This is a genomic window from Wenyingzhuangia sp. 2_MG-2023, from assembly GCF_030548295.1.
In the GTDB taxonomy this organism is placed as follows: domain Bacteria; phylum Bacteroidota; class Bacteroidia; order Flavobacteriales; family Flavobacteriaceae; genus Wenyingzhuangia.
Window position 1 is genome coordinate 406,328 of the sequence record NZ_JAUOSB010000001.1, and the last position, 23,250, is coordinate 429,577.

18 protein-coding genes are annotated in these 23,250 nt (G+C 33.2%); 8 read left to right on the plus strand and 10 right to left on the minus strand.

The window, feature by feature from the left end; all coding sequences use genetic code 11:
• The first annotated feature begins 130 nt into the window (after positions 1-130).
• Positions 131-1,927 (plus strand): chloride channel protein, encoded by a 1,797-nt coding sequence (locus Q4548_RS01525; protein ID WP_303450617.1) that lies wholly within the window; start codon positions 131-133, stop codon positions 1,925-1,927.
• On the opposite strand, the gene glpQ is transcribed toward Q4548_RS01525, so the two are convergent.
• Positions 1,917-2,924, minus strand: coding sequence for a glycerophosphodiester phosphodiesterase (glpQ, locus tag Q4548_RS01530; protein WP_303450620.1), 1,008 nt, complete (start codon positions 2,922-2,924; stop codon positions 1,917-1,919). The two genes, Q4548_RS01525 and glpQ, sit on opposite strands and share 11 nt — an antisense overlap.
• A gap of 65 nt (positions 2,925-2,989) precedes the next feature.
• On the opposite strand from glpQ, the gene Q4548_RS01535 reads away from it, so the two are divergent.
• Positions 2,990-3,220 carry a hypothetical protein gene (locus Q4548_RS01535; RefSeq protein ID WP_303450622.1) on the plus strand — a complete coding sequence of 77 codons (231 nt, stop codon included), beginning with the start codon at positions 2,990-2,992 and terminating at the stop codon, positions 3,218-3,220.
• Here Q4548_RS01535 and Q4548_RS01540 read toward each other — a convergent pair.
• Entirely contained in the window at positions 3,217-3,666 is a 450-nt protein-coding gene (locus tag Q4548_RS01540; protein WP_303450625.1) for a nucleoside deaminase, read from the minus strand. The genes Q4548_RS01535 and Q4548_RS01540 overlap by 4 nt on opposite strands.
• Before the next feature lie 88 nt (positions 3,667-3,754).
• Here Q4548_RS01540 and Q4548_RS01545 point away from each other — a divergent pair, with 88 nt between their 5' ends.
• On the plus strand, positions 3,755-5,530 hold the full coding sequence (locus tag Q4548_RS01545) for a 1-deoxy-D-xylulose-5-phosphate synthase (protein WP_303450628.1): 1,776 nt from the start codon (positions 3,755-3,757) through the stop codon (positions 5,528-5,530).
• 2 nt (positions 5,531-5,532) lie between these two features.
• On the plus strand, positions 5,533-6,639 hold the full coding sequence (locus Q4548_RS01550; protein WP_303450630.1) for a DUF3078 domain-containing protein: 1,107 nt from the start codon (positions 5,533-5,535) through the stop codon (positions 6,637-6,639).
• On the opposite strand, the gene Q4548_RS01555 is transcribed toward Q4548_RS01550, so the two are convergent.
• The 4 genes from Q4548_RS01555 to Q4548_RS01570 are packed head-to-tail and all read right to left on the minus strand — an operon-like array spanning position 6,636 to position 15,500.
• Positions 6,636-9,395 (minus strand): T9SS type A sorting domain-containing protein, encoded by a 2,760-nt coding sequence (locus Q4548_RS01555; RefSeq protein ID WP_303450632.1) that lies wholly within the window; start codon positions 9,393-9,395, stop codon positions 6,636-6,638. The genes Q4548_RS01550 and Q4548_RS01555 overlap by 4 nt on opposite strands.
• A gap of 27 nt (positions 9,396-9,422) precedes the next feature.
• Positions 9,423-10,763: a deoxyguanosinetriphosphate triphosphohydrolase gene (locus Q4548_RS01560; RefSeq protein ID WP_303450634.1), complete on the minus strand. Its 1,341-nt coding sequence runs from the start codon at positions 10,761-10,763 to the stop codon at positions 9,423-9,425.
• A gap of 2 nt (positions 10,764-10,765) precedes the next feature.
• Complete coding sequence (locus Q4548_RS01565; RefSeq protein ID WP_303450637.1) at positions 10,766-12,448, minus strand: hypothetical protein; 1,683 nt, start codon at positions 12,446-12,448, stop codon at positions 10,766-10,768.
• A gap of 1 nt (position 12,449) precedes the next feature.
• A complete protein-coding gene (locus Q4548_RS01570) occupies positions 12,450-15,500 on the minus strand; it encodes a tetratricopeptide repeat protein (protein WP_303450639.1) in 3,051 nt (1,016 codons plus the stop codon).
• A 157-nt stretch (positions 15,501-15,657) separates the two neighbouring features.
• Between Q4548_RS01570 and Q4548_RS01575 the strand changes: the two genes are divergently transcribed.
• Positions 15,658-16,359 carry a cell division ATP-binding protein FtsE gene (locus Q4548_RS01575; protein ID WP_303450641.1) on the plus strand — a complete coding sequence of 234 codons (702 nt, stop codon included), beginning with the start codon at positions 15,658-15,660 and terminating at the stop codon, positions 16,357-16,359.
• Here Q4548_RS01575 and Q4548_RS01580 read toward each other — a convergent pair.
• Positions 16,340-17,479: a hypothetical protein gene (locus tag Q4548_RS01580; RefSeq protein ID WP_303450644.1), complete on the minus strand. Its 1,140-nt coding sequence runs from the start codon at positions 17,477-17,479 to the stop codon at positions 16,340-16,342. The two genes, Q4548_RS01575 and Q4548_RS01580, sit on opposite strands and share 20 nt — an antisense overlap.
• A 116-nt stretch (positions 17,480-17,595) precedes the next feature.
• On the opposite strand from Q4548_RS01580, the gene Q4548_RS01585 reads away from it, so the two are divergent.
• Positions 17,596-18,684, plus strand: a complete 1,089-nt coding sequence (locus Q4548_RS01585) for a glycosyltransferase (protein ID WP_303450647.1) — start codon at positions 17,596-17,598, stop codon at positions 18,682-18,684.
• Between the two features lies 1 nt (position 18,685).
• Here Q4548_RS01585 and Q4548_RS01590 read toward each other — a convergent pair whose 3' ends face one another.
• Genes Q4548_RS01590 through dnaG form a run of 3 tightly spaced genes read right to left on the minus strand, consistent with a single transcriptional unit; the run spans position 18,686 to position 22,239 of the window.
• Entirely contained in the window at positions 18,686-19,588 is a 903-nt protein-coding gene (locus Q4548_RS01590) for a glycosyltransferase family 2 protein (RefSeq protein ID WP_303450649.1), read from the minus strand.
• Positions 19,589-19,606: 18 nt separating this feature from the next.
• The gene (locus Q4548_RS01595) at positions 19,607-20,122 is read right to left on the minus strand and encodes a mechanosensitive ion channel family protein (protein ID WP_303450652.1); all 516 of its coding nucleotides are present in this window, start codon (positions 20,120-20,122) and stop codon (positions 19,607-19,609) included.
• A gap of 32 nt (positions 20,123-20,154) precedes the next feature.
• The gene (gene dnaG, locus Q4548_RS01600; protein WP_303450655.1) at positions 20,155-22,239 is read right to left on the minus strand and encodes a DNA primase; all 2,085 of its coding nucleotides are present in this window, start codon (positions 22,237-22,239) and stop codon (positions 20,155-20,157) included.
• A 145-nt stretch (positions 22,240-22,384) separates the two neighbouring features.
• Here dnaG and Q4548_RS01605 point away from each other — a divergent pair, with 145 nt between their 5' ends.
• A complete protein-coding gene (locus tag Q4548_RS01605; protein ID WP_303450657.1) occupies positions 22,385-22,726 on the plus strand; it encodes a DUF2853 family protein in 342 nt (113 codons plus the stop codon).
• A gap of 15 nt (positions 22,727-22,741) precedes the next feature.
• Positions 22,742-23,194, plus strand: a complete 453-nt coding sequence (locus Q4548_RS01610) for a hypothetical protein (protein ID WP_303450659.1) — start codon at positions 22,742-22,744, stop codon at positions 23,192-23,194.
• Positions 23,195-23,250 lie beyond the last annotated feature (56 nt).

Here is a 23,250-nt window from a genome sequence, read left to right on the forward strand (position 1 = left end):
AAGAAGTGCTGCAAAAAATATAAAAAAAAGGGCAAAGACCACTGTAAAAAATGCCCTATACAAGCATAAAGTAGTTTGTCTTTGTTCGAGTTATAAATACTATCTTAGCCCACCGAAAAAAACAAAGGCCATGCCTAAAAAAAAGAATATATTAAATCAATTTTTGATTTGGAAGTATAAACACATTTCTCCAGAAAACTTTTTATACATTCTTAGTGTAGTTGTTGGTTTTTTAGCGGGTATAGGTGCAGTTACACTTAAAAACTTAACTCACTTTATTTTTGTGTCTTTAGAGACTGGGTTTATCAAAGAAATCCACATTGGTTTTTATTTCATTTTTCCGATTATTGGACTGTCTCTTACCTTATTAGTCATCAAATTCATCATTCGCAAAAAAATAGGTCACGGTATTCCTTCCACATTGTACGCAATATCCAAAAGGGAATCTATCATGTACCGTTATCAAATGTGGGCATCTATCCTAACCGCTCCACTAACCGTAGGGTTTGGAGGATCTGTAGGTTTAGAGGGACCTACCGTAGCAACGGGTTCTGCTTTAGGATCTAACTTTGCAAGATTGTTCCATTTAGACCAACGCTCTAGAACTTTACTTGTAGGTTGTGCAGCAGCCGGTGCTATGTCTTCCATTTTTAAAGCTCCCATTGCAGCTATTGTATTTGCTGTAGAAATATTTAGTTTGGAACTGACCATGATTTCTATGATTCCTTTGCTATTGGCTTCTATTTCAGCAGTAATTACTTCTTATTTATTTTTAGGTGATGAGGTGTTATTACACTTTGAAATTAAAGATAGTTTTGAATTGAATGACATTGGCTTTTACATTCTTCTAGGAGTTGGATGTTCTTTAATTTCCATCTACTTTACCAAGGTTTACTTTTGGGTTCATGATTTCTTTAAAAAAATAGAAAACCCCTGGTACAAACTACTCTTAGGAGGAAGTTTAATTGGGGTAATTGTCTTTTTTATTCCCCCACTATTTGGTGAGGGTTTTGAAACTATCAACGCAGTTTTAAGAGGAGATGCTTCGCATATTTTAAAAAACAACATTTTTAACACCAACGCAGATACCATTTGGATGGTTGTTGGTTTGCTTATAGGGCTTATTATTTTTAAAGTAATTGCTATGGCTCTAACATTTGGGGCAGGAGGAATTGGAGGTGTTTTTGCTCCAACACTATTTATTGGTAGTGTTACAGGTTATGTGGTTGCAACCATTGTAAATCAATTTAAGATGGTAAGTCACACGGTTTCATCTAGCAACTTTGCCATGGTAGGTATGGCTGGCTTGATGGCAGGTGTGTTGCATGCTCCACTAACAGCTATTTTCTTAATTGCTGAAATTACAGGAGGTTATGAATTGTTTGTTCCTTTAATGATTGTATCTTCTATCTCATTTCTAGTTACCAAAAAATTTATTCCTTTTAACATTTATACAGCAGAATTGGCTAAAAAAGGACAATTGATGACTCATGATAAAGACAAAAATGTCTTGATGATGATGGATATTGACAAAGTTGTAGAAACTGATTTTATTTTAACCAACCCTAAAATGACTTTAGGACAACTCGTTCACAAAGCAATTGTAAAATCGAAACGAAACAACTTTCCTGTAGTCAACAAACACAAAGAGTTGGTTGGAGTTTTACACATGGATGACATTCGCCCAATCATGTTCAATACTGAATTATACGAAACCACTTTTGTTTCAGATTTAATGACTACTCCATTAGATGTAATCAATTACGATCAAGATTCTATGGAAGTTATTATGGATAAATTTAAAATAACCTCAGCGTGGAATTTACCAATCATCAAAGACGGAAAATACCACGGATTTATTTCAAAATCAAGATTGTTAAACGCTTACAGAAGAAAATTAATCATGGCAAGTGATTCTATTTCTTAAAATAATCAACCGCTAAGTCTGGGTGATCTGTAAAAACCCCATCCAGATGCAGTGTAGTTGCCACCTCTAACAATTCCTCAAAAGAAGAAAAATCGACCAAATCATCGGCTCTAAAAGTAAAAGCATGTACTTTTAAATTCTGCTGATGTGCCAATGTCACTATTTTGTGAAAGTCTGGAATCTTTACCTTGTCTTTTCCATCAATGATTTGCTTGTACCAAGGACCTATTCCATCAGCATATACAGCAATTTCTTTGATCATTTGCTGTGGTGTTTTGTCTTTAAAAGCTTCATCCAGATAACCTATTTCAAGCAATTGCACTAAAAACAAATCTGACTTGTATTCCTGCCTGATTTTTTTCAATTCTATCGCATCAAAACATTGCAATATACAGTTGTCTTTTCTAGTTGTATATCCATAAGTCTCCAACACACTCAACACTATTTCAGAAAGATTTTTTCCTTCATTTTCATGAAACTGAGGTTCTTTTATTTCTACGTAAATTCCAACATTTTTTCTCATTGACTTGTTCAATCCTTGAATCATTTCTATTTCATCTTGCAGCCTATGAAGCTTGAATGTTGATGTATGTATCGGAAATCTATCATCAAAAACTGCTTCCTGAGTCTTTGTATTGAATCTCTCTGTCACTTGTAACGTTTCTAATTCTTTCCAGGTAAAATCTATCACATAAAATTTTCCATCTTCTCTTTTTCTATCTGGAAAAGCATGAGCAACATTGGTCGTAGTTTCTAAATGAATATCATGAATTACCACAGGCACATTGTCTTTTGACAACACTACATCTTGTTCTAAAAAATCAGGTTGCATTCCATAAGCCAATGCTTTTGCAGGCAATGTATGTTCTGGCAAATAAGCAGATGCACCTCTGTGCGCAATAACAATCATATTAGATTTATTTTTTGTTTGACGACAAGACATTAACCCTCCTAAAATAGCCAAAATAGAAACACACAAACTAACTTTAAACTTCATTTCTTCTGTATCTTTACATTGCGAGTTAAATTAGCTAATTTCACAAACAATTGTAACACTACTACATGAAGATTCTATTAAAAATACTGCTTATTTTGGTGATTGTACTTTGGACTTCTGGTGCTTTTTTTCATTTAACAGGTAACCCCTTAAGCTCAAAATTTATTGGTTTTGGAGTTATTGTATTGACCTTAATCCTAATGCCTTTGTTTATTTACCATAGATACAACGGAAGAGATTTGACCAAATATTCACTTAAGCACAACGACCCAAACGCCAGCAGAATTGACGATTAATTTTTATTTCTTTTAGATAAAAAAAAGTCCATTAACAACTGTGCACATTCTTCTTCTCTAACTCCAGAAATAATTTTTGTTTTAGGATGCAATTTGGTGTTTAGTTTTGTAAAACCTCTCTCCTTATCAGTCGCTCCAAATACAATTTTTCCAATCTGTGCCCAATAACTTGCTCCAGCACACATCTGGCAAGGCTCCAACGTTACATACAAAACACATTCTTGTAAATATTTCCCTCCTAAAAAACTTGAAGCTGCTGTAAAAGCTTGCATTTCTGCATGTGCTGTAACATCGTTTAGCTGCTCAGTCAAGTTGTGTCCTCTAGCAATGATTTGGTCATTCATCACAATAACAGCTCCCACAGGAACTTCTCCCTTTTCCATAGCAAACGAAGCTTCTTCTAAAGCTTTTTTCATAAAATAATCATCATCAAAAGGGCGTATCATAAAAATCCTAAAAAGATTGTGTGGAACGAAGCTACTTTATTCAAACATAAGTTGCAAGGACAATTCTCAAAATCGTAATTTTGTTGTCGTGAAAGAAATCCTAAACGCCATAAATTCCCCCAAAGACTTAAAAAGTCTTAGCCTCCTTGAGTTAGAACTATTAGCTCAAGAATTAAGAGATTTTATCATCAATATTGTCTCTACTAAAGAAGGGCATCTTGGTGCTAGTTTGGGTGTGGTAGAGTTGACCATTGCATTGCATTATGTATTCAACACTCCCAAAGACAAATTAATTTGGGATGTAGGTCATCAAGCTTACGGACATAAAATTCTTACCGGGAGAAGAGCACAATTTCACACCAACAGGCGTTTGAAAGGAATTGCAGGTTTTCCAAATATTTCTGAAAGTGAATACGATGCCTTTGGAACGGGACATTCCTCCACTTCTATTTCTGCTGCTTTAGGAATGGCTATGGCTGCACAAATTCAAGGCAATACTGAGCAACAACACATTGCTGTTATTGGAGATGCCTCTATTGCTTCTGGAATGGCCTTTGAAGCATTGAACCACGCGGGAGTTACGAATGCCAATCTTTTGGTAATTTTAAACGACAATGCCATCGGTATAGATCCTAGTATTGGTGCTTTAAAAGATTACTTTACACAAACAAAAAACGGAAAATCACCTAAAAAAGACAATATTTTTGAAGCTTTGAACTTTGATTATTCTGGCCCTATTGACGGACATGATTTGTCTAAAATAATTGCTGAATTTGAAAGACTCAAAAACATCAAAGGTCCAAAATTTTTACATCTAGTTACCACCAAAGGAAAAGGATTAAAAAAAGCTGAAGAAGATCAAATTACATATCATGCACCAGGAAAATTTGATGCTCTAACAGGAGATAGAATAGCTTTAGCTCAAGAAAACACCCCTCCAAAATACCAAGATGTTTTTGGTTATACCATTATAGAACTGGCAGAACAAAATGATAAAATAGTAGGAATTACACCTGCCATGCCTACAGGAAGCTCTTTAAAATATATGATTGCCAAAATGCCCAATAGGGCTTTTGATGTAGGAATTGCAGAACAACATGCTGTTACATTAGCAGCAGGAATGGCCAAAGAAGGACTCATCCCTTTTTGCAATATTTACTCTACCTTTTTACAAAGAGCTTACGACCAAGTGATTCACGATGTTGCTTTGCAAAAACTGCCTGTTGTTTTTTGTTTGGACAGAGCGGGTTTGGTAGGACAAGACGGAGCCACACATCATGGGGTTTTTGATATTGCTTACTTGCGCTGTATTCCAAATTTAATTCTCTACGCTCCTATGAATGAGATAGATTTAAGAAACATTATGTATACTGCTCAAAAAGGCTTGAAGCTCCCTATCGCCATCCGTTACCCTAGAGGAAATGGTGAAACTATCAACTGGAAACAACCTTTTGAAGAACTTATTATAGGAAAAGGAAAAATCCTAAAAAAAGGCTCTAAAACTGCCATTCTAAGTATTGGTACAATTGGAAATCATGTTAACTTAGCCATTGATAAATTACCAGAGGAAAAAAAAGCAGAGATAGGACACTACAATATGCAATTTATAAAACCGTTAGATACTAAATTAGTACAAAGTATACTCAACCAATATCAAACAATTATCACTTATGAAGATGGTGTTGTTAGCGGAGGTTTTGGATCTAGTATTATTGAATATGCAGTGCTCAACAACTTTAAAAACAACATTATTATTAAAGGAATTGAAGATGTTTTTGTAGAACATGGTAAAACCCAAGAGTTAAGAGTGCAAACACAGATTGATGAACTATCTATACTAAACACCATATTATTTACTTTATAAAAATGAAAATTATTTTTACAAGGCATTTACCATTCCATTCTATTAGCAAAGTAAATATTTACGCTCTGCTTTTTATTTTATTTGTTAGCAACTCTTCTTTTGCTGCACATACTTATCATCAACCAGACACCGTACCAGTACCTCAGACAATTACAAACATCAAAAAGAATATTAAAAAAGTCTTTTCAAAACAGAAAAAAGATTCACTAGCAATTGTCAAAAAAGATACGATTAAAAATATTTTAAAGGAAAGTGTAAAAACAAATTATTGGACAAAAACAAACAAACCAAGTATTCTTTTTACCCAAACTTCTTTTCTAAACTGGATCAAAGGAGGTAACAATACCATTGCTGGTATTGCGTCTTTTGCTGGTGACTATAATTATAAAAAAGGACAACTTTTTTGGAAAAATGGTGTTTTGATAAAATACGGTTTGAGTAAAGAAAATGATTTGGATCATTCTTTAAAAACAGACGATATAATCGATATTAAATCTGCTGTCGGATATAAAAAGAATATTGAATCTAAGTGGTATTATTCCGGAGATTTTAACCTTACAACGCAAATAGCAAAAGGATACAATGACAAACTAAAAACAACTGTAATCTCTAACTTCTTTGCCCCTGCTCGTATGCGTTTAGGTGTTGGTGCTGTTTATAACGATGATGAAGACAATTTTAAATTAAACATCTCTCCACTAACAAATCAGGTAACTTTTGTATATGATCAAGACTTGGCAGATAAAGGTTCTTATGGGGTTACACCAGCAGAAAAGGACAGTGATGGAAACATTATTAAAAAAGGAGAAAACATCTACTCAGAATTTGGTACTCTAGTCACTGTAGAATACCAAACTACCGTTATGAAGAATATCAAGTTTCAACTAAAGAGTTCTTTTTATTCAGATTATCTTAATCGATTTGGAAATGTAGATAGTGATGTTCAGATAAATTTAAACATGAAAGTGAACCAATACATTCAATCTACCATAAGCTCTCATTTACTTTACGATGATGATGCTAAAATTCTTCAAGATGATGGTACACAAACAGGTCCTAAAATACAGTTGAAACAAATTTTAGGTGTTGGTGTTACCTACATTTTTTAGTTAACTACAATTATTTTCTTTGTATAAGATTTACCCTCGTTAGTTATTCTAACAATGTACAACCCTGATCGGGAAGGAGCTTCTAACTCTTGAAGAGATCCTTTTTCTGAGTCTAATATATCTTTTGAAATTACTTTTCCCGTAGCATCATATACCACAATATCAATCTCACCTGCCACATTCTGAACAACTACATCTAATTTTCCAGTTTCAATCAGCTCTGTTTTCAAATAAATACTCTTTTCCAAATCTGACTTATCTCCTAAATCTGTTTCCAAACCATCGTCTTCAAAACTAGCTGTAAAAAGTCCTCTACCATAAGTAGATGCTAACAACGTATTGTCTGAAGTACGCATATCAAACTTGGTTACTTTTACATTGGACATTCCATTTTGAGACTGTACCCAATTTGGTGATTCCGAAGAAAAATTAGACGTTCTCCAAACCCCTAAATTGGTACCTATCAACACTTCATCTTCATCAAAAGGATTCATTTTAATTGCCTTTACAGGAATATCTGGAAAATCTCCATCTTTTTCCTGCCAAGTAATTCCACCATCCACTGTGTAATAAATATTGTTGATTCCGTAATTGTGCAAGGTAACCAATATTCTATTTTCATTAACTCCAAAATCAATATCGGAAATAGACCCCACATTAATTTCTTCATCAACATCTATATTTTCCCAAACAGGAACACCTGTATCTATGTTAGAGATTTTTAAAAGAACTCCTGACTCTGTACCCACAATAATTGTAGAAGAAGCTGTTGTATAAGGAGAAACTCTGATCGCTGTTGGATCATCTACCAATTCAGAATTGGTAAAATTCCTTCTAGTTGGGGAAGTTGTTAAATTTGTAAATCTTGAAATTCTAGGTGTAGAACTTGTACTACCATCCGTATATAAAATATCTAGATTGTCATCTAAATCTGCAATATTATCAAAGCTACCACTTTCATCATCTTCAGCAATCTCAACAACCTCACTTGAATTCCTTAAAGGCAGCGTATACGCTCCATAAGTATTGTAAACATAGGATACTATTAGATACGCTCCATCTTTGTCTATAAAACTCTGCACTCCATCTCCTCCATAAATATCCTGAAAAGAATTGATTCCCGAACTTGCACTGGAAACAAACAAAGAACCGTTGTCTTGTGCTCCTCCTAAAAACATTTCGTTGTCTTCATCTTGCCCTATAGCTCCTGAATAAAACTGGGTGATGTTGTAATTATTGTTTCTACTAACTATTGCCGTTGTGCTTGTTGGAGCAGAACTTAGATTTGAACAATAATAAATACCTCCGTCATTGGCAAAAACTCCTTTATTAGCATCCAAAGGACTAAAAGCAACCGCATGATGATCTGCATGCACAAGCGAAATGTCAAAATCAGCCAAATCGTTATTATTAGACCATTTCGAGATTTGTGACCAAGAAGTTCCTCCATTGTTAGATCGGAACAAGTCAATACCTCCTGCATAAACTACGGCATTGTTTGTAGGATCTACTTCTATTGTTAAATTGTAAAAAGCTTGATCTCTAGCAAAATCATTGGCAGAAATATCAGCATCTACATCGTTAGGTTTTCCAATGCTTACAAAATTAGTTCCATCCGTAGTTTTTACCAACTCTACACCATTACCAACAATTTCTGCCAAAACATATACAATATTTGCATCCGTTTTAGAAACCGCCAATTCTACCCTACCTCCATTTGAAAAAGAATATTTTTCTGTAAAATTTTCTCCATCTGTAGTTCTAAAAACCTTTCCTCCACCATTTCCATAAGGATTGATTTTAGTTGCACACCATAAGGAATTATCCGCAGCAATTTCTACATCGCTAAAAACATAAGGAGACGTATTATCTCTACTTGGACTTGCATCACTATCAGGAGCATTAAAAGACAATCTCTCAACCCTATTGCCTGTAAGTTTCCACCAGCCTGACAATTGGTAACCAACATTATCGTAATCAAATCCACCATCTACAGAAAAAAACAACTCCGTTGTTCCTCCATTGTTCCAAGCTACAATCTGATTGAAAAAATAAGGTCTACTTGCTTCTGCAGGAACCGTTGAGTCTGGTTCTATTTCTGCATCCAAATCAACCGTCCATAATTTAGACCAAGTACTACCTCCATTGGTTGTGTACCAAACTCCATTTCCTGTACCATCATTTCCTGTATAAGCTTCTCCCGTACCAACGTACCATGTATTAGAATCATTGGGATCTATAGCATAACACGATACTGACAAATTCTCATCTATCCCCACTTGAGACCACATCGAATTTGCATTCGTAATATCATCATTTACCCACAAACCTCCAGAAACTCCACCCGCAAACACTCTTTTACCTGATGTATCATTTGGATCGTAAAAAACTACTCTTGTTCTTCCTCCAATATTATTTGGACCTCTCTCTATCCATTTGTTTTCTGAATCTTGACCAGGCACCGCAGAAAAACGAGCTACAGTCTTCTTTTGATTTTTAATTTCTTCCAAATTTTCAGGATACGTTTTTCCTGTGTATGGATTCATTTCTAACAAATACTGAAGGTCGAAATAGCGATTGGGAGGAATTCCTCTTTTTTTTCGTTCTTTTTTAGATAGTTTTAACCTTTGTTGAACTGGGTGATTTTCAATAAGCTCTCTAAATTCACGTTTACTTACATGTTTTGCATCATACACAACAAATGCCACGGAAACAACAATAAGAAATGATAATGTGTAAAGTAGTCTTTTTTTCATACGAGGAATGTTGCGAACATGTTGTTTTTAAACAATAACTCCGCTAATTTTTTTATGGATTAAAATAGCAAAACTATCAGACATACTTGCTACATAAGAACAAATATTCATAATACGTTCGTAAAGACTATCGGATTGGTTTTTAAACTCCTGAGGCAACATTATTAAAATTAACTTATCGTAGCTAGATTCTTTTCCCAAATAATAACGATGCACTGCGTTGATGAATACATCCAACAAATCTGCAATAACCTTGTAACCAGCAACTTCTTTTTCTATCACACTACGACTGTTGTAAATTTTATCAACACTCAGTTTGATGATGTCATTTATTTGAGCTTCATATTTACACTTATCTAACAACGATTTGTCAAAAGTTCCATTTAGAATAGCCTCTTCATTTTCAATAAAAATAGTAGCAGCTTCTGTAATGAGCGTGCTTATTGCCAAAGCTCTTAAATAACTTACTCTATCTTTTTTCAACTCAAGAGAGTTGTATTTTTTCTTGTCAATTTTATCTTGAACAATCTTAATCATATACTCCAAGGCAAATTCCTCATCTACCAAACCTAAATTGATTCCATCTTCAAAATCGATAATGGTGTAACAGATATCATCCGCTGCCTCTACCAAATAAGCCAAAGGGTGACGGTAATAAGAAATGTCTTTTCCCTCTCGCATTCTTTTCAAACCCAACGTTTCTGCTACATCTACAAACTTCTCTTTTTCTGATTGAAAAAAACCGTATTTTTTATCTACAATATGCTTGGTTTCTTTTTTAGGCAATGATTCTTTGGGATATTTCATAAAAGCACCCAAGGTTGCATAAGACAATCTTAATCCATCTTTTACACCGCCAACATCTTGCGTTAAAATTCTAAATCCATTAGCATTCCCTTCAAAATCGATCAAATCTTGCCACTCTTTTGGAGTCAAAGCTTCTTTGTATTTTTGGCCGTTTCCTGTATTAAAATATTCACCTATAGACTTTTCTCCACTGTGTCCAAATGGAGGATTCCCAATATCGTGAGACAAGGCTGCTGCTGCCACAATAGTTCCAAAGTCGTTGAATGTGTATCCTAATTGTTTTAAATAGGGATGTTTTTCCAACAATTGCTGTCCTACAATTCTTCCCAAAGAACGTCCTACCACAGAAACCTCCATACTGTGAGTCAATCGTGTGTGTACAAAATCCGTATCAGAAAGTGGAATTACTTGTGTTTTATCTTGTAGACTTCGGAATGCAGATGAGAAGACAATTCTATCAAAATCTACTTCAAACCCCAACCTTAATTCATCTTGATCTTTTCTAAAACGACCATCTATATCGCCTGCTCTCTTAAGAGATAATAATTGTTCCCAGTGCATGTTTAAAATTTGTATGAAAGTCCTCCCAAAGCTTGAAAACCTTGAACTTGATAATTTATATAAGATTCATAATTATTACTCAAAAGATTGTAAACATTTACGTGTACATTCAACTTGTCGTTAATTTTATAAGCGGTTTTTAGATTGATATCTACAAATCCATCTACATCTACTTTTTCTAATTCCACAAAATCTTTTCTTCCTCCAACAAAATTAAGTCCCAACTGTCCAAAAAACTTTCCTTTGGTGTAATTTGCGTAGGTCTCTACTGTAAAGTTAGGCAAATTCCATGCTTCATCTTCTTGATCTAAACTGTAGGAATTAAAAACTCCTGTAACTCCTCCGGTAAAAGCTTCATAAAATTTAGACTCTATGGTTCCTTTAAAAGAAAACACATTTACATCGTCATAAATAGCACGAAAGCTATTTCCCATTTGATACGCCAACACAGAACCACTTACATCATTATTATGCACAAATAACACTTTGTCTTTTGTTTGTTGATAACTGATTTCTGTATTGTAAGACACCGTTTTGGTCAGTTTTCCTTCCAATCCTAAAAATACATCAACAGGTGTTTGAGACGTTTTTATTGTTTGCGTAGGTGAAATCCATGGATTTTGTTTGACCAAACTTGCGTATGAATTTTGATTCAATTCACTACGGATTCCCGCATGCATTGTCATGATATTTTCTAACAGTAAGATATCCGTTTGGATGTTTGGCAAAAATATAAAATTAGATTTTGATGCTTCTTGATCTATATTGGCAAACAAACCTAAAGCCGCACGCAATTGAAAACTCTTCGCTTGGTATTCATATTTTGGAGTCAATCCTACATTGATAAAACTATAATTTACGGCAGCATCCCCAGCATAATTCTGATCAAAACTTCCGTTCAAATATTCTAAATCTACTTGTAATTCTATAAAATCTTTGAACAAAGATTTGTCTAAAACCGTACCTATGCCCAATTTAATTTCAGAACTATTGTAGTCATCCGAAAAAAACTGAATGGAAGGTGTTACACTTTTCACTGCTGCTTTGTTAAAGGACAATGCTCCAGAAAAATCAACCGTATTGTACAATTGCATTACCTCTTGATTTTCGTAAATACTTGCTAAAATATTTTCATCCAATCCGTACCAATGAATTTGATTTCTATTGTAATTCAACTTCCCTATCCAATCATAATTTCTATCTTCTTTAGCCAAAAACACACCCGCATTTGCATTCCACTGTCCATTATTTACTCTTTCATCTTCTATTCCTTTCTGTGCATTGTAACTAGATAAGTCTACTCCAAAACGATATCCTTTTCTAGAAGTCTCTGGTCTCAACATCAATTCAAATTCACCATTCCCATACAAGCCCGCAGCTCCGTACACATAATTTGCGTAATTGGGTGCTTTGTCATCATCAACTGAAACATAGACTGCTTTCTTAGCTACTGGAACAAAATCCGAAGGAACTTCTTTGGAATTAATTTTATACGTAACTTTTTTCTTTGGAAATTCTTGCGTAGGATTTGGAGTGCTTTTTAATTTAAACACATTAGACAGTGTGGGGCTGAATGAAAATTCTACCACCACATCTTCTTTTTTTATTTCTGTAGATTCTTCTTCTTGGGCAGACATACTTATGGTTCCCAAAAATAGACTCGCTATTAGCAATTGTTTTTTCATCTTAAAATTCATTTGCTGTATCGATTGTAGGTTGACTCTTTGTTTTTACTTCTTCTTTACTTTTTGAAGATTCTGCATTCTTAGTTGCTTTGTATTTTTCTAATAACACGGCAGCCTCATTAATAACATCTTTGTATTCTTCGGCATTTTTAATTACGTTGTTCAAAATAAAATCAGCTTGAAAATCATCTTTCAACTCATGAAAGTTTTTTGCCATCAACAACAAGCCTTTTACTCCCCAATATTTATAAGATTGGTAATTACTAGCTAGCAATTGTACTTGTTCGTTAGACTTTTCATACTTTTTATCTTGATACAACCAAAGCGCTTTGTAATAATGAGCTTCTGCTTTCACCTCTCCTTTACCAATGGTTTCTAATTCTTTATAAAACACTTTAGCTTTGTCATACTGTTTCAAGAAAACGGCACTTCTTGCTCCATACACATACGCATCTGCCACAGCTTCTTTACTACTTTTTGTGTTCTTTAAAACCTTGTCTGTATAGGCTAACACTTGTTGATGTTGTTCTTTTTTGTAATAATACTTCATCAAATTACTTTGTGCATACACAATACTTTCTGTATTGGTTGCCTCATTTTCTATCTGCAACAACAACCTACTTGCTTGCTCCCATTCTTCGTTTTCTAAATAAATTTGAGACAATCTGTTTAACGAAACTTCCGTATACTCATTGGTTTTCACTTTTAAAACCTCTAAATATTCTGGTGCAGCTCTGTCTTTAGCTCCAATATTGTAATACGATTGAGCCAAATAAAAATGAGCCGTCAATGCATAAATTCCGTTCGGGAAATTCACCAAATACTTTCTACAACTAGTGATAGCTCCACCCAAATCATTCGATACATATTTATTTTCAGCAGCTTCAAACATGGTTTTATCAATATCTGAATCCGTAATATTTACAAACTCTAATTGCTTTACCCATGTTGCATATACATCCACTTGATCCATGTCTTTATACACTTGTTCTGCAATTTTCACCGCTTGCACAGCCTCTGCAGTACCCGGATATTGCGCTACCAATTGTTTCAAAACAGCTAAAGAGGCTTCGTTCTCATTCCCATTAAACAACACAATTCCTTTTTTTAATTTTGCTTTGGCTACTAACGGACTCTTTGGATATTTTTTCACCAAATCATCATATGCCTCTATTCCTAATTTGCTTTTATTTTGATTGACATACAAATTCCCCAATTGATAATACGAATCATCCAAATAAGCAGAAGACGTAAAAGTTTGTTGCAATGTTTTTAGTGTTTCTATCTTCTGATCGTTGCGACCTAAAAACCCATATGATAATGCTTTTTGGTACAATGCATAATCCACCTGTTCCTTTTTTTCAGCAATTACTTGATTGTATTTTTCCAAAGCTGGCCAATAAGTTTTACTCACAAAATAACAATCGGCTATTCGTAACAAAGCGTTTCTTCTTTTGGCTTCATCATTTGTAAACTTTAAATATTCTTCAAAATAAACAATGGCTTTTTCATATTTTTTCTGTTGATACGTTGCATAAGCCAAACCATACAATCCATCTGCATATTCAGACAATTCATGATTTCTGGCAGGCCCCACAAAAGTCTGATACGCATACGAAGCATTTTTAAAATCATTCAACTCCGCCAACGTTTCAGCTTTCCAAAACAAGGCTCTACTTTTTAAAACCTCATCAGAATACAAACTTGAGGCTTCAGAAAAATAAGTCAATGCTTTGTTGTATTTCTGTGTATTGAACAATTCAAATCCTTTTTCTAACACCACCAATTGGTAAAGCTCATCTTTCAACAATCTACGTTTCTTATAATAATCAATAGCTCCTTGATAATCTTTAAATTGCAAATAAGCATTCACAATTAATTTTTCCATGTAACTAGTTTCTGCACTATTTGGATAGGCATCTACATAAGCTTGCAAAACGTCCGACGTACTTTGGTAAGGATTTCCAATTTCGTAACTCAATTTGGCATAATTCAAAAAAGCATCTTGTTGTATCTGAACATCAAAAGTCATTTCCGAAGCATTTTTAAACGCATTTAAAGCCTGTGTTTTTTGATTTTTATTTAAATAACAATCTCCCAAATGATAATGAGCGTTTTGAGAAACTGCTGTTTTTTCATCAGTAATTTTGTTAAAGTTTTCAATGGCTTTGTCATAATTTGCTAACTTGTAATAAGCATATCCCAAAAAATAATAATCAACCTCTGTCAATCCTTTTTTAAGATTCCCTCTGTACTGCAACAAATACGTAACTGCTTTTTGATAATCACCTTCGTAAAAATAACTTTCTCCTAAAATTTTAGCCATCTGAGATTGTTCTGTACCTCTAGATCTTTCAAAATTTGATTCTCCTAAAGCAATCGTTTCTTTGTATTTTTTCTGATGGTATAGAATTACCAAGTTCTGGTACGCAATCTCTTTTTTGTATTTTGATTCGTTTTTAATTTTATCAAAATTACCCAAAGCAGTATCGTAATCCTTATTTTCTAAAGCAATGTTTCCCAAATAGTAATAAGCTTCCTTTTGGTAAGCACCACTTTTGGTCATCGGAATTAAATATTGCTTTGCTTTAGAGTAATTTTTACGTTTGTAATTGGCAAAAGCCAACTTGTAATTGTAATTATTTTCCTGACTTGCTGTAAGTGATTTTACATCTATTTTCTCAAACCATTTTAACGCTTTGTCTTCCTGTTTCTTATCAAAATAATAATTAGACAAGCCTAACAAAAGTGCTGTTTTATTGGTAGTAAACGGATGTTCTTTCAAATACATTTCCATTTTGGATCCTGCATCCAAGTTATTCAGTTCCAAACCAATCAACAATTCATATTCTTTTACGGTTGCCAGTTGGTAGTTTTCTACCAAAACTTTTTCAAAATAAGTAGCCGCTAATGTGTAATTTTCGCTATCAAAAGCAAGTAGGGCTTTAGAATACCATTTTAATGATTCTTTTTCTTTGTAACTCTGTTGTGCAAATAAAATGTTGGAGCTCAAAAGCAAAAACCCTAAGTATTGTAAAAGCTGTTTTTTCATAAGTTCTCTCTATTTTCAGTAATTAAAAATAAATAATATCCCTGTTAATTAACGGAATATGCTGTTATTTATTTGAACAAGATAGAAACGTTTCTTAAAACCCTGATTATTTTAGGATTCCCCTATTTTTAAATATGTTTGTAAAAACAAAAAAATCATGTCACAGCCTGTTTTATACCTAAAAGATGCCCATATTTTTCAAGACAGTATATTGATTTTGAAAAATGTAGATTTTGAAATTCAGCCAGGAGAGTTTTTTTATTTGATTGGAAAAACAGGAAGTGGAAAAAGTAGTTTGCTAAAAATTCTATACGGAGATTTGTCTCTAACTAGTGGAATTGGTGAAGTAGTAGGTTACGATTTGCCATCATTAAAAGAAAAGCAAATTCCTTTTTTAAGACGAAAAATTGGAATTGTATTTCAAGACTTCAAATTGCTAAACGATAGAAATATTCACGACAACTTGTTATTTGTTTTAAAAGCCACCGGATGGAAAGACAAAGATAAAATGAAAGCTAAAATTAGTGAAGTTTTAAGCAAAGTTGGTCTAGAAGAAAAAGGATACAAAATGCCCTATCAAGTTTCAGGTGGTGAACAACAACGTATTGCCATTGCAAGAGCTTTGTTAAATGATCCTGAACTAATTATTGCAGATGAGCCTACTGGGAATCTAGATCCAAAAACATCTATGGAAGTAATGGAGTTGCTGAATGATATTCATAAAAGTGGGAAAACTATTTTAATGGCAACGCATGATTATGCTTTGATTTTAAAATATCCTCAACGTACTTTTAAAGTAGAAAACGGAGAAGTTTTTGAAGTTGCACACCAAACACAATCTAACACAACAAATCCATAATTTTTTGTGCGTTTGTCTTGGTGTCAAATATTTTTAAAGCTTCTTTTCTAGCTATTCTTTCTTCATCAGAAAAAGGCAAAGACATGTAAAAATCTAGTTGTTTTTTAATTTCTAAAGTGGTATTTCCTTCAATACACAATGCTTCTAATCCTGTTTGTTTGATGATTTTTTCATTAGCAATGATAAACCTACTTTTAACCAACGTATTCAACAATTTAAGCTTGATTCCCGTTACTTGAAAAGTGAACAATAAATTTACATTTGCCGAAGCCATTAAGGAATCCAGTTCACATTCTGTATTCAAATCATTAAACGTTACATTGTTTAGTTGTTTACAAGCACGAAACACTTCTTCTTCTTTTGTATTGCTTGCAATGATCAGTTTGTGATTTGTGTTTTTTACAATTTCAATAGCCCACAATGCAGACTTTACATTGTCACTCACACGCAAATCTCCATGCCAAAGCACAAAGTCTTTCTGAGGTTTTAAATCACTAAAATGAGTATCTGAAAAAACAGGAATGTAACGACATTTTGTTCCGAACAATTCTGAAAAATAGTTTTGTTCTAATGGTGAAATAGTCAAAATATGATTGCATCTAGACAATACTTCTTGGTGTTTTTTTAATTTGAAAGCCTCTAATTTGAAAAATATTTTTTTAAATAAATTTCTTTCGCTTTCTGCCAAACCATGGTAATAATCATGCTCTATATTATGCATTCGAACCAATGTTTGCACATCAACTTTAGATTGATTTTTAAAAAAAGAAACAGAGTGCAAACCTTCAAAAAGAATAGGAAATTTTGCTTCATCTAATCTTTTCTCTAACAAATGGTGTTCTCTAGATTTTACAATAAATGGAGTGCTAGATAAAAAAGATTTCCAAAAAGATTTTCTAGGATAGTAAAAGACTTCTTCACAATATTTTTCCAATTCAATCTGTTCTCCCCTACCATACTCAAACGTATGCAAATATATTTTTATTCCTAATTCGCTTAATGCCTTTATTTTGTAAAAAACGTCTATCACACCACCGTAATTTGGAGGATAAGGAACATCAAAAGAAACCACATGTAAGGCTTTTGTTTGATTTGTAGATTTGTTTGTGGTAGAATTCAAATACTGTACTTTTAGAAAACTAAGATGGATGTTTTTTTAGAAGGAAACAAACATTTTTTCAGAAAACAGACATCCAAAAAGGGATTCTTTTTTCATACTTTTAATCAAAATATACAATGACTCCTAAAAACAAAAATATTTGCATCATTACTTCGTCTTTAGGTCATGGCGGAGCTGAAAAAGTTGCTGCTTTGCAATCGCAAATGTTACACAATTTAGGTTGCCATGTTTTTGTGGTTTCTATTATGAATCCTATTGAATACAAATATGCAGGAAAACTCTTAAATCTTGGTGCCCTAAAAGACGAAAAGGATGGATTTTTTCACCGAATGAATCGTTTCATCGTCTTTAAAAAGTTCTTGCAAAAAAATCATATCGATTTGATCATAGACCATCGATCTAGAAATTCTCTTGCTCGTGAATTGTTGTTAAAACATCTTGTGTATCAAAATATCAAAACTGTTTTTATGGTGCATAGTCACAACTTGCTAAAGTCTTTTCCTAAAAACAAAATAATTGCAAACTATCTGTATCCTAAAAACACAGCATTTGTTTCCGTATCAAAAGGCATCAAAGAAAAAATTAAATCTAATTATCAATTAGACAATGTAAGCACTATTTACAACTCTTTCCAACTTAGTTCCAATAACAAAGTTGTTGTAAAAACGAATAAGAATTACATTTTATTTTTTGGAAGATTGGATGAGGAAGCCAAAGATTTAACGTTTCTAATTAAAGCTTATCACAAATCTATTTTACCTGCTCAAAACATTCAATTGTATATTTTAGGTGACGGTCCAGATTTGCATAAATTAATTGCTTTGGTTACAACGTTAGAATTGACCCAATACGTAGTTTTTAAATCTGCAACCACCAATCCTTTTCCCATTGTGAAAAGCGCAAAACTCACTGTACTGACAAGTAATTTCGAAGGATTCCCTATGTCTCTGGTTGAATCTTTAGCCTGTGAAACACCTATTATTTCTGTAGATTGTGAATCGGGACCGAGCGAAATTATCATAAACAAGCACAATGGATTGTTGGTCAAAAAAGACCTAGACACTTTTACAAACGCATTAAATCTCATGATTTCTGACAATGAACTTTTAGCTTTTTGCAAAAGCAATTCCTTACAAAGTATTGAGCATTTGTCTTTTGACAACATTCAACAAGAGTGGGCTAAGTTTCTGGAAAGCATTCTGTAAACTACAATTTTTCTTTTATTTTTTTCAATCCTGTAATCACAAAAGAAGGCAACTTTAAAAATATTTTTTTTCTAAAAGACAAATGCTTTCCGTCAATTTTAGCACACAGTATTTTAAATTTCTCCCTCTTCTTATTCTCTTTACAAATCAAAGCCAAAGAATACCTATTCAAGTCTAATATTCTATAAAATGCTTTGTTGTTTGTCTGAACATGATCATAATCTTCAAAAAAACAATAAGAATTTAAACAGACCTTGTTTTTAGACAAACTATTTTCGGCAGCTCTTAGCAACACCGTTCTTTTGCTAGAAAAAACAATGGGGTATTTTAACCCTAATCGAAACCAAAATTCTACGTCTTCATAATTGGTATATCTAATATCAAAACCGCCCAATTGAGAATACAATTCTGCAACTACAACAAAAGAAGAAGGATGTAAAATAGAATGATGCAAACTCGCATTAAAATAATCAACTCTTTTTGCTTGATCATTAGAAACCGCGTACACGTGTTCTATCAACTTCTCTTCTTTCTCGTAAGAAGTTCCCAATGCATAAATAGACTCCTCAGGAAAAAGACAAATCATTTTATGAATTTCTTCCAGATGATTTTCAAGCCAAAGATCATCTCCGTCTAAAAAAGCAATATGTGTTCCTTTTGTTTGTTTTGCTCCAAAATTTCGAGCATTGGAAACTCCTTTATTTTCAATAGTAAAAACACGAATTCTAGCATCATTTACCTTTGTAATTTCTTGTAAAGAATCATCTGTAGAACCATCATTTACCACAATAATTTCAGCAGGCTTTAACAATTGGGCACAAGTACTCTTTAAAGATTCATAAATGTATTTTTCTTTATTATATACCGTAATTACAACAGAAAAAACAACAGGATTTATTTTCATTTACAATGGTATTCAATCTTATATATCTATTTTATCATCTAAAATCTCTATTCCTTTTTGCATGATCAAACTATTTGGAAACGTAATGGTTTGTCCTGTATCTGTTTTTATAAAAAAATAAAACCCTGTAATATCCATCACTTCTCCTATCAACTCAAAATCTTTGTCTAAAATTCTAATTCTACTCCCTATTCTTACAGGATGATTGAAAAATAAAATTACACTGGCTGTAAGATTGGACAATAAAGACCATTGCGCAAAAAAACCTACTCCTAAAACCGCCAAAACGGAAGAAATAAAAATAGACAACCTGTTAAAATCTACTCCCCAAATAATGGCAATTAATGCTCCGAAAAGCACATAAACAATCATATAACTCAGAATAAAAATAACTTTCCTTCTATTGATGTCAATTGCTTTTACAAAGCTAAATTTCTTAATAGCGCTTTGGATAAAAAAACGAACCAACAACATGATTGCAAAAGCAATCAAACTAAGCAACAATTCTTTTTTAAATTCAATAAAATCCTCCATATATCTTATCCTTAATCTATTCGTTTTATTAATTAAACTACTCTATACAATTTTTCAAACAACAAGGTTTTTAACTGCGTATAACTCATCACTTCTTGCAAAGCCTCTACACGTTTTTCTTCGTCTGTAATTTCATGCATCAACTCCTTAACTTTTAAATCTATCAAAACCCTACGCAAGTTCAAAATTACATCTTGCACCAATTTCTGCAACACATCTGTTTTTTGAGCCACTTCTATTTCTTTAGATTCCCAACGGCTCAATGTATAACGTTCATCATCCATTAAAATATGAGTAACTTCTCTAGATATTTCCTGATCCGGATGGCTTGTCAATTGATCCAAAAGCAACTTTTCTTCTTGGTTAATTTGATAACTAATCTCTTTGTATATTTTTTGAAAAATTGGATGTGTAAATTCAATTTCATCGTCTTGCAATTGCAAAAACAATTCATGACAAACCGTATTGGTATACTCTTCTTTTACCATAACTACTTTTCCATTTTTATCATGTTCCTCAATCCAATCTACAAAAGACACTTCATGATTTCCATACAATAGTAAAATTTTAATGATTTCACTTTCGTACAATTCCAATTCATTGGTTTTAGGCAAAGCTTTGGCAGACGCTTGTCCTTTGGTTCCTTTTACACCCGATTCTTGAGCCAGCATCATTTCCTGAAAAGCAGCATCGTCTGGCATATCTCCGGTTGCATTTGATGAAGAAATTCCGCCTGTAACTTTATTCTTATTAGAAGAAGCAATGCTCATTCTTGGCTGTGCAGTACTTGGTTTTCGTTCTGCATCTCTGGATTTTTTATCCATCATTTGAGCCAATTCATTGAACAAAACCGTTTCGGAAATATCCATCATTCGCACACACTCTTGAATGTATATTTCTTGTTTAATGCTGTCTGGAATTTTAGAAATACTCATCACAATATCTCGAATCAATCCTGCTTTTTTAATCGGATCGTTCTTCGCTTCTTCCATCAACAAAGAAACTTTGAAACTGATAAAATCTTGTTGATTGTTTTCTAAATACTCTTTTAATTCTTCTGTTGTTTTTTTCTTAGAAAAAGAATCAGGATCGTCTCCATCAGGAAAAGTCACTACTTTTACGTTCATTCCCTGTTCCAAAATCAAGTCAATTCCTCTAACAGAAGCTCTCAAACCAGCTGCATCTCCATCAAACAGAACCGTCATGTTAGGCGTTAACCTTTTTACCAAACGAATTTGATCAGGAGTCAGAGCAGTTCCTGAAGAAGCCACCACGTTGGTAATTCCTTTTTGATACATGGAAATTACATCCGTATATCCTTCTACTAAGTAACAATTATCTTCTTTAGAAATTGTTTTTTTAGCGTGATAAATACCATACAAAACTTTGCTCTTGTGGTAAATATCGCTTTCGGGTGAGTTTAAATACTTGGCTGCTTTTTTATCGTTGGTTAAAATTCTACCTCCAAACCCCAAAACACGACCACTCATACTATGAATAGGAAACATAACACGACCTTTAAATCGGTCATACTGCTTTCCGTTTTCTTTTACAATGGTAAGTCCTGTACTCTCTAAATATTCTAAATCGTATCCGTTTTTTAGAGCCGTATCTGTAAAAGCAGACCATTCATCTAAACAATACCCTAACTGAAACGTCTCAATGGTTTCATCTGTAAAACCTCGTTCTTTAAAATAACTCAACCCAATTGCTTTTCCTTTTTGGGTATTTTGCATTAAATTGTTAAAATATTCTTGTGCATATTTAGAAACCAAATACATACTTTCTCGCTCATCAGCCGCTTCTTTTTGCTCATCAGACTGTTCCGTTTCCTCAATAGCAATATTGTACTTATCTGCTAAAAATCTAATGGCTTCTGGGTAAGAATAATGTTCGTGTTCCATTAAAAAAGAAATCACATTTCCGCCTTTACCCGTACTAAAATCCTTCCAAATTCCTTTTACAGGAGACACCATAAAAGAAGGTGTTTTTTCATCTACAAAAGGACTCAATCCTTTGTAACTACTTCCTGATTTCTTCAACGTAACAAACTCCCCTATCACCTCCTCTACACGAGCAGTTTCAAATACGCGATCTATGCTTTCTCTTGAAATCATTCTTATGGTGATTTTATGATTTTATTGGATCAAAATCCGATTTCAAAGATAAGAATAACAAATCATTAAAAATCACCCATAATTATTCACCTTATATTAAAAAAAATAAATTAAATTGTAGCTATAAAAACATAAAATTTAAAAAATGAGCAAATTTGATGAGTTATTAGAAGTTTACAAGAGTGAATTTACGAAAACACTAACAGAGCCACTAGATGAAAAATTTTTAGAAAAAGTAACAAAAGGTCTAGGTCCGAGTATCTATAATGTAGATGCAAGCAAAGTATCTAGTTCTGATAAAAAAGAACTTGAAACAGTAAAGAAAAATTTCTTGATTAAAAAATTAGGTCTTGAAGATTCGCCAGCTTTAGACGAAGCTATTGACGAAGTTGTTGAAAAATTAGGTAGTTCTAATAGAAATAAATACAGAGCTATTGTTTATTATTTATTGGCAAAAAAATTCAACAAAGAAGAGATTTACAACTAAAAAAAGCACTTTCTTATGATTGATGGAATTATTGATGCTATAAAAGGACAAGCTCTTGAAGCATTGACCGATAAATTAGGACTTAACGGTCAACAAGTAGACAATGTATTAGACAGTTCAAAAGAAGCTGTTGAAAGCACCGTAGCTGAAGAAGCTAAAAACAATGGAGTTGACACTATGTTAAACCTATTTTCTGGGAATGACAACAGTAGTTCTGCTAACAATTTATTAAGTAGTTTAGGCGGAAACTTAATTTCTAGCTTGACTAAAAATGGCTTTGATTCTAACATGTCTTCTCAAATAAAAGACATTGTTTTGCCAATACTTATGAATTATCTTTCTAGCAAAATTGGTGGTGATTCCTCTAATTTATCTGGAATGCTTGGAGGTCTGTTAGGATCTAATTCTAAATCTGACAGTCTCTTGGGGAGTTTAGGTTCTGGTTTCGCAAAAAACCTATTCAAGTAAAACTAAATAAAAAAGGGCATAAACAATATTGTCTATACCCTCTTTTTATTTTAATG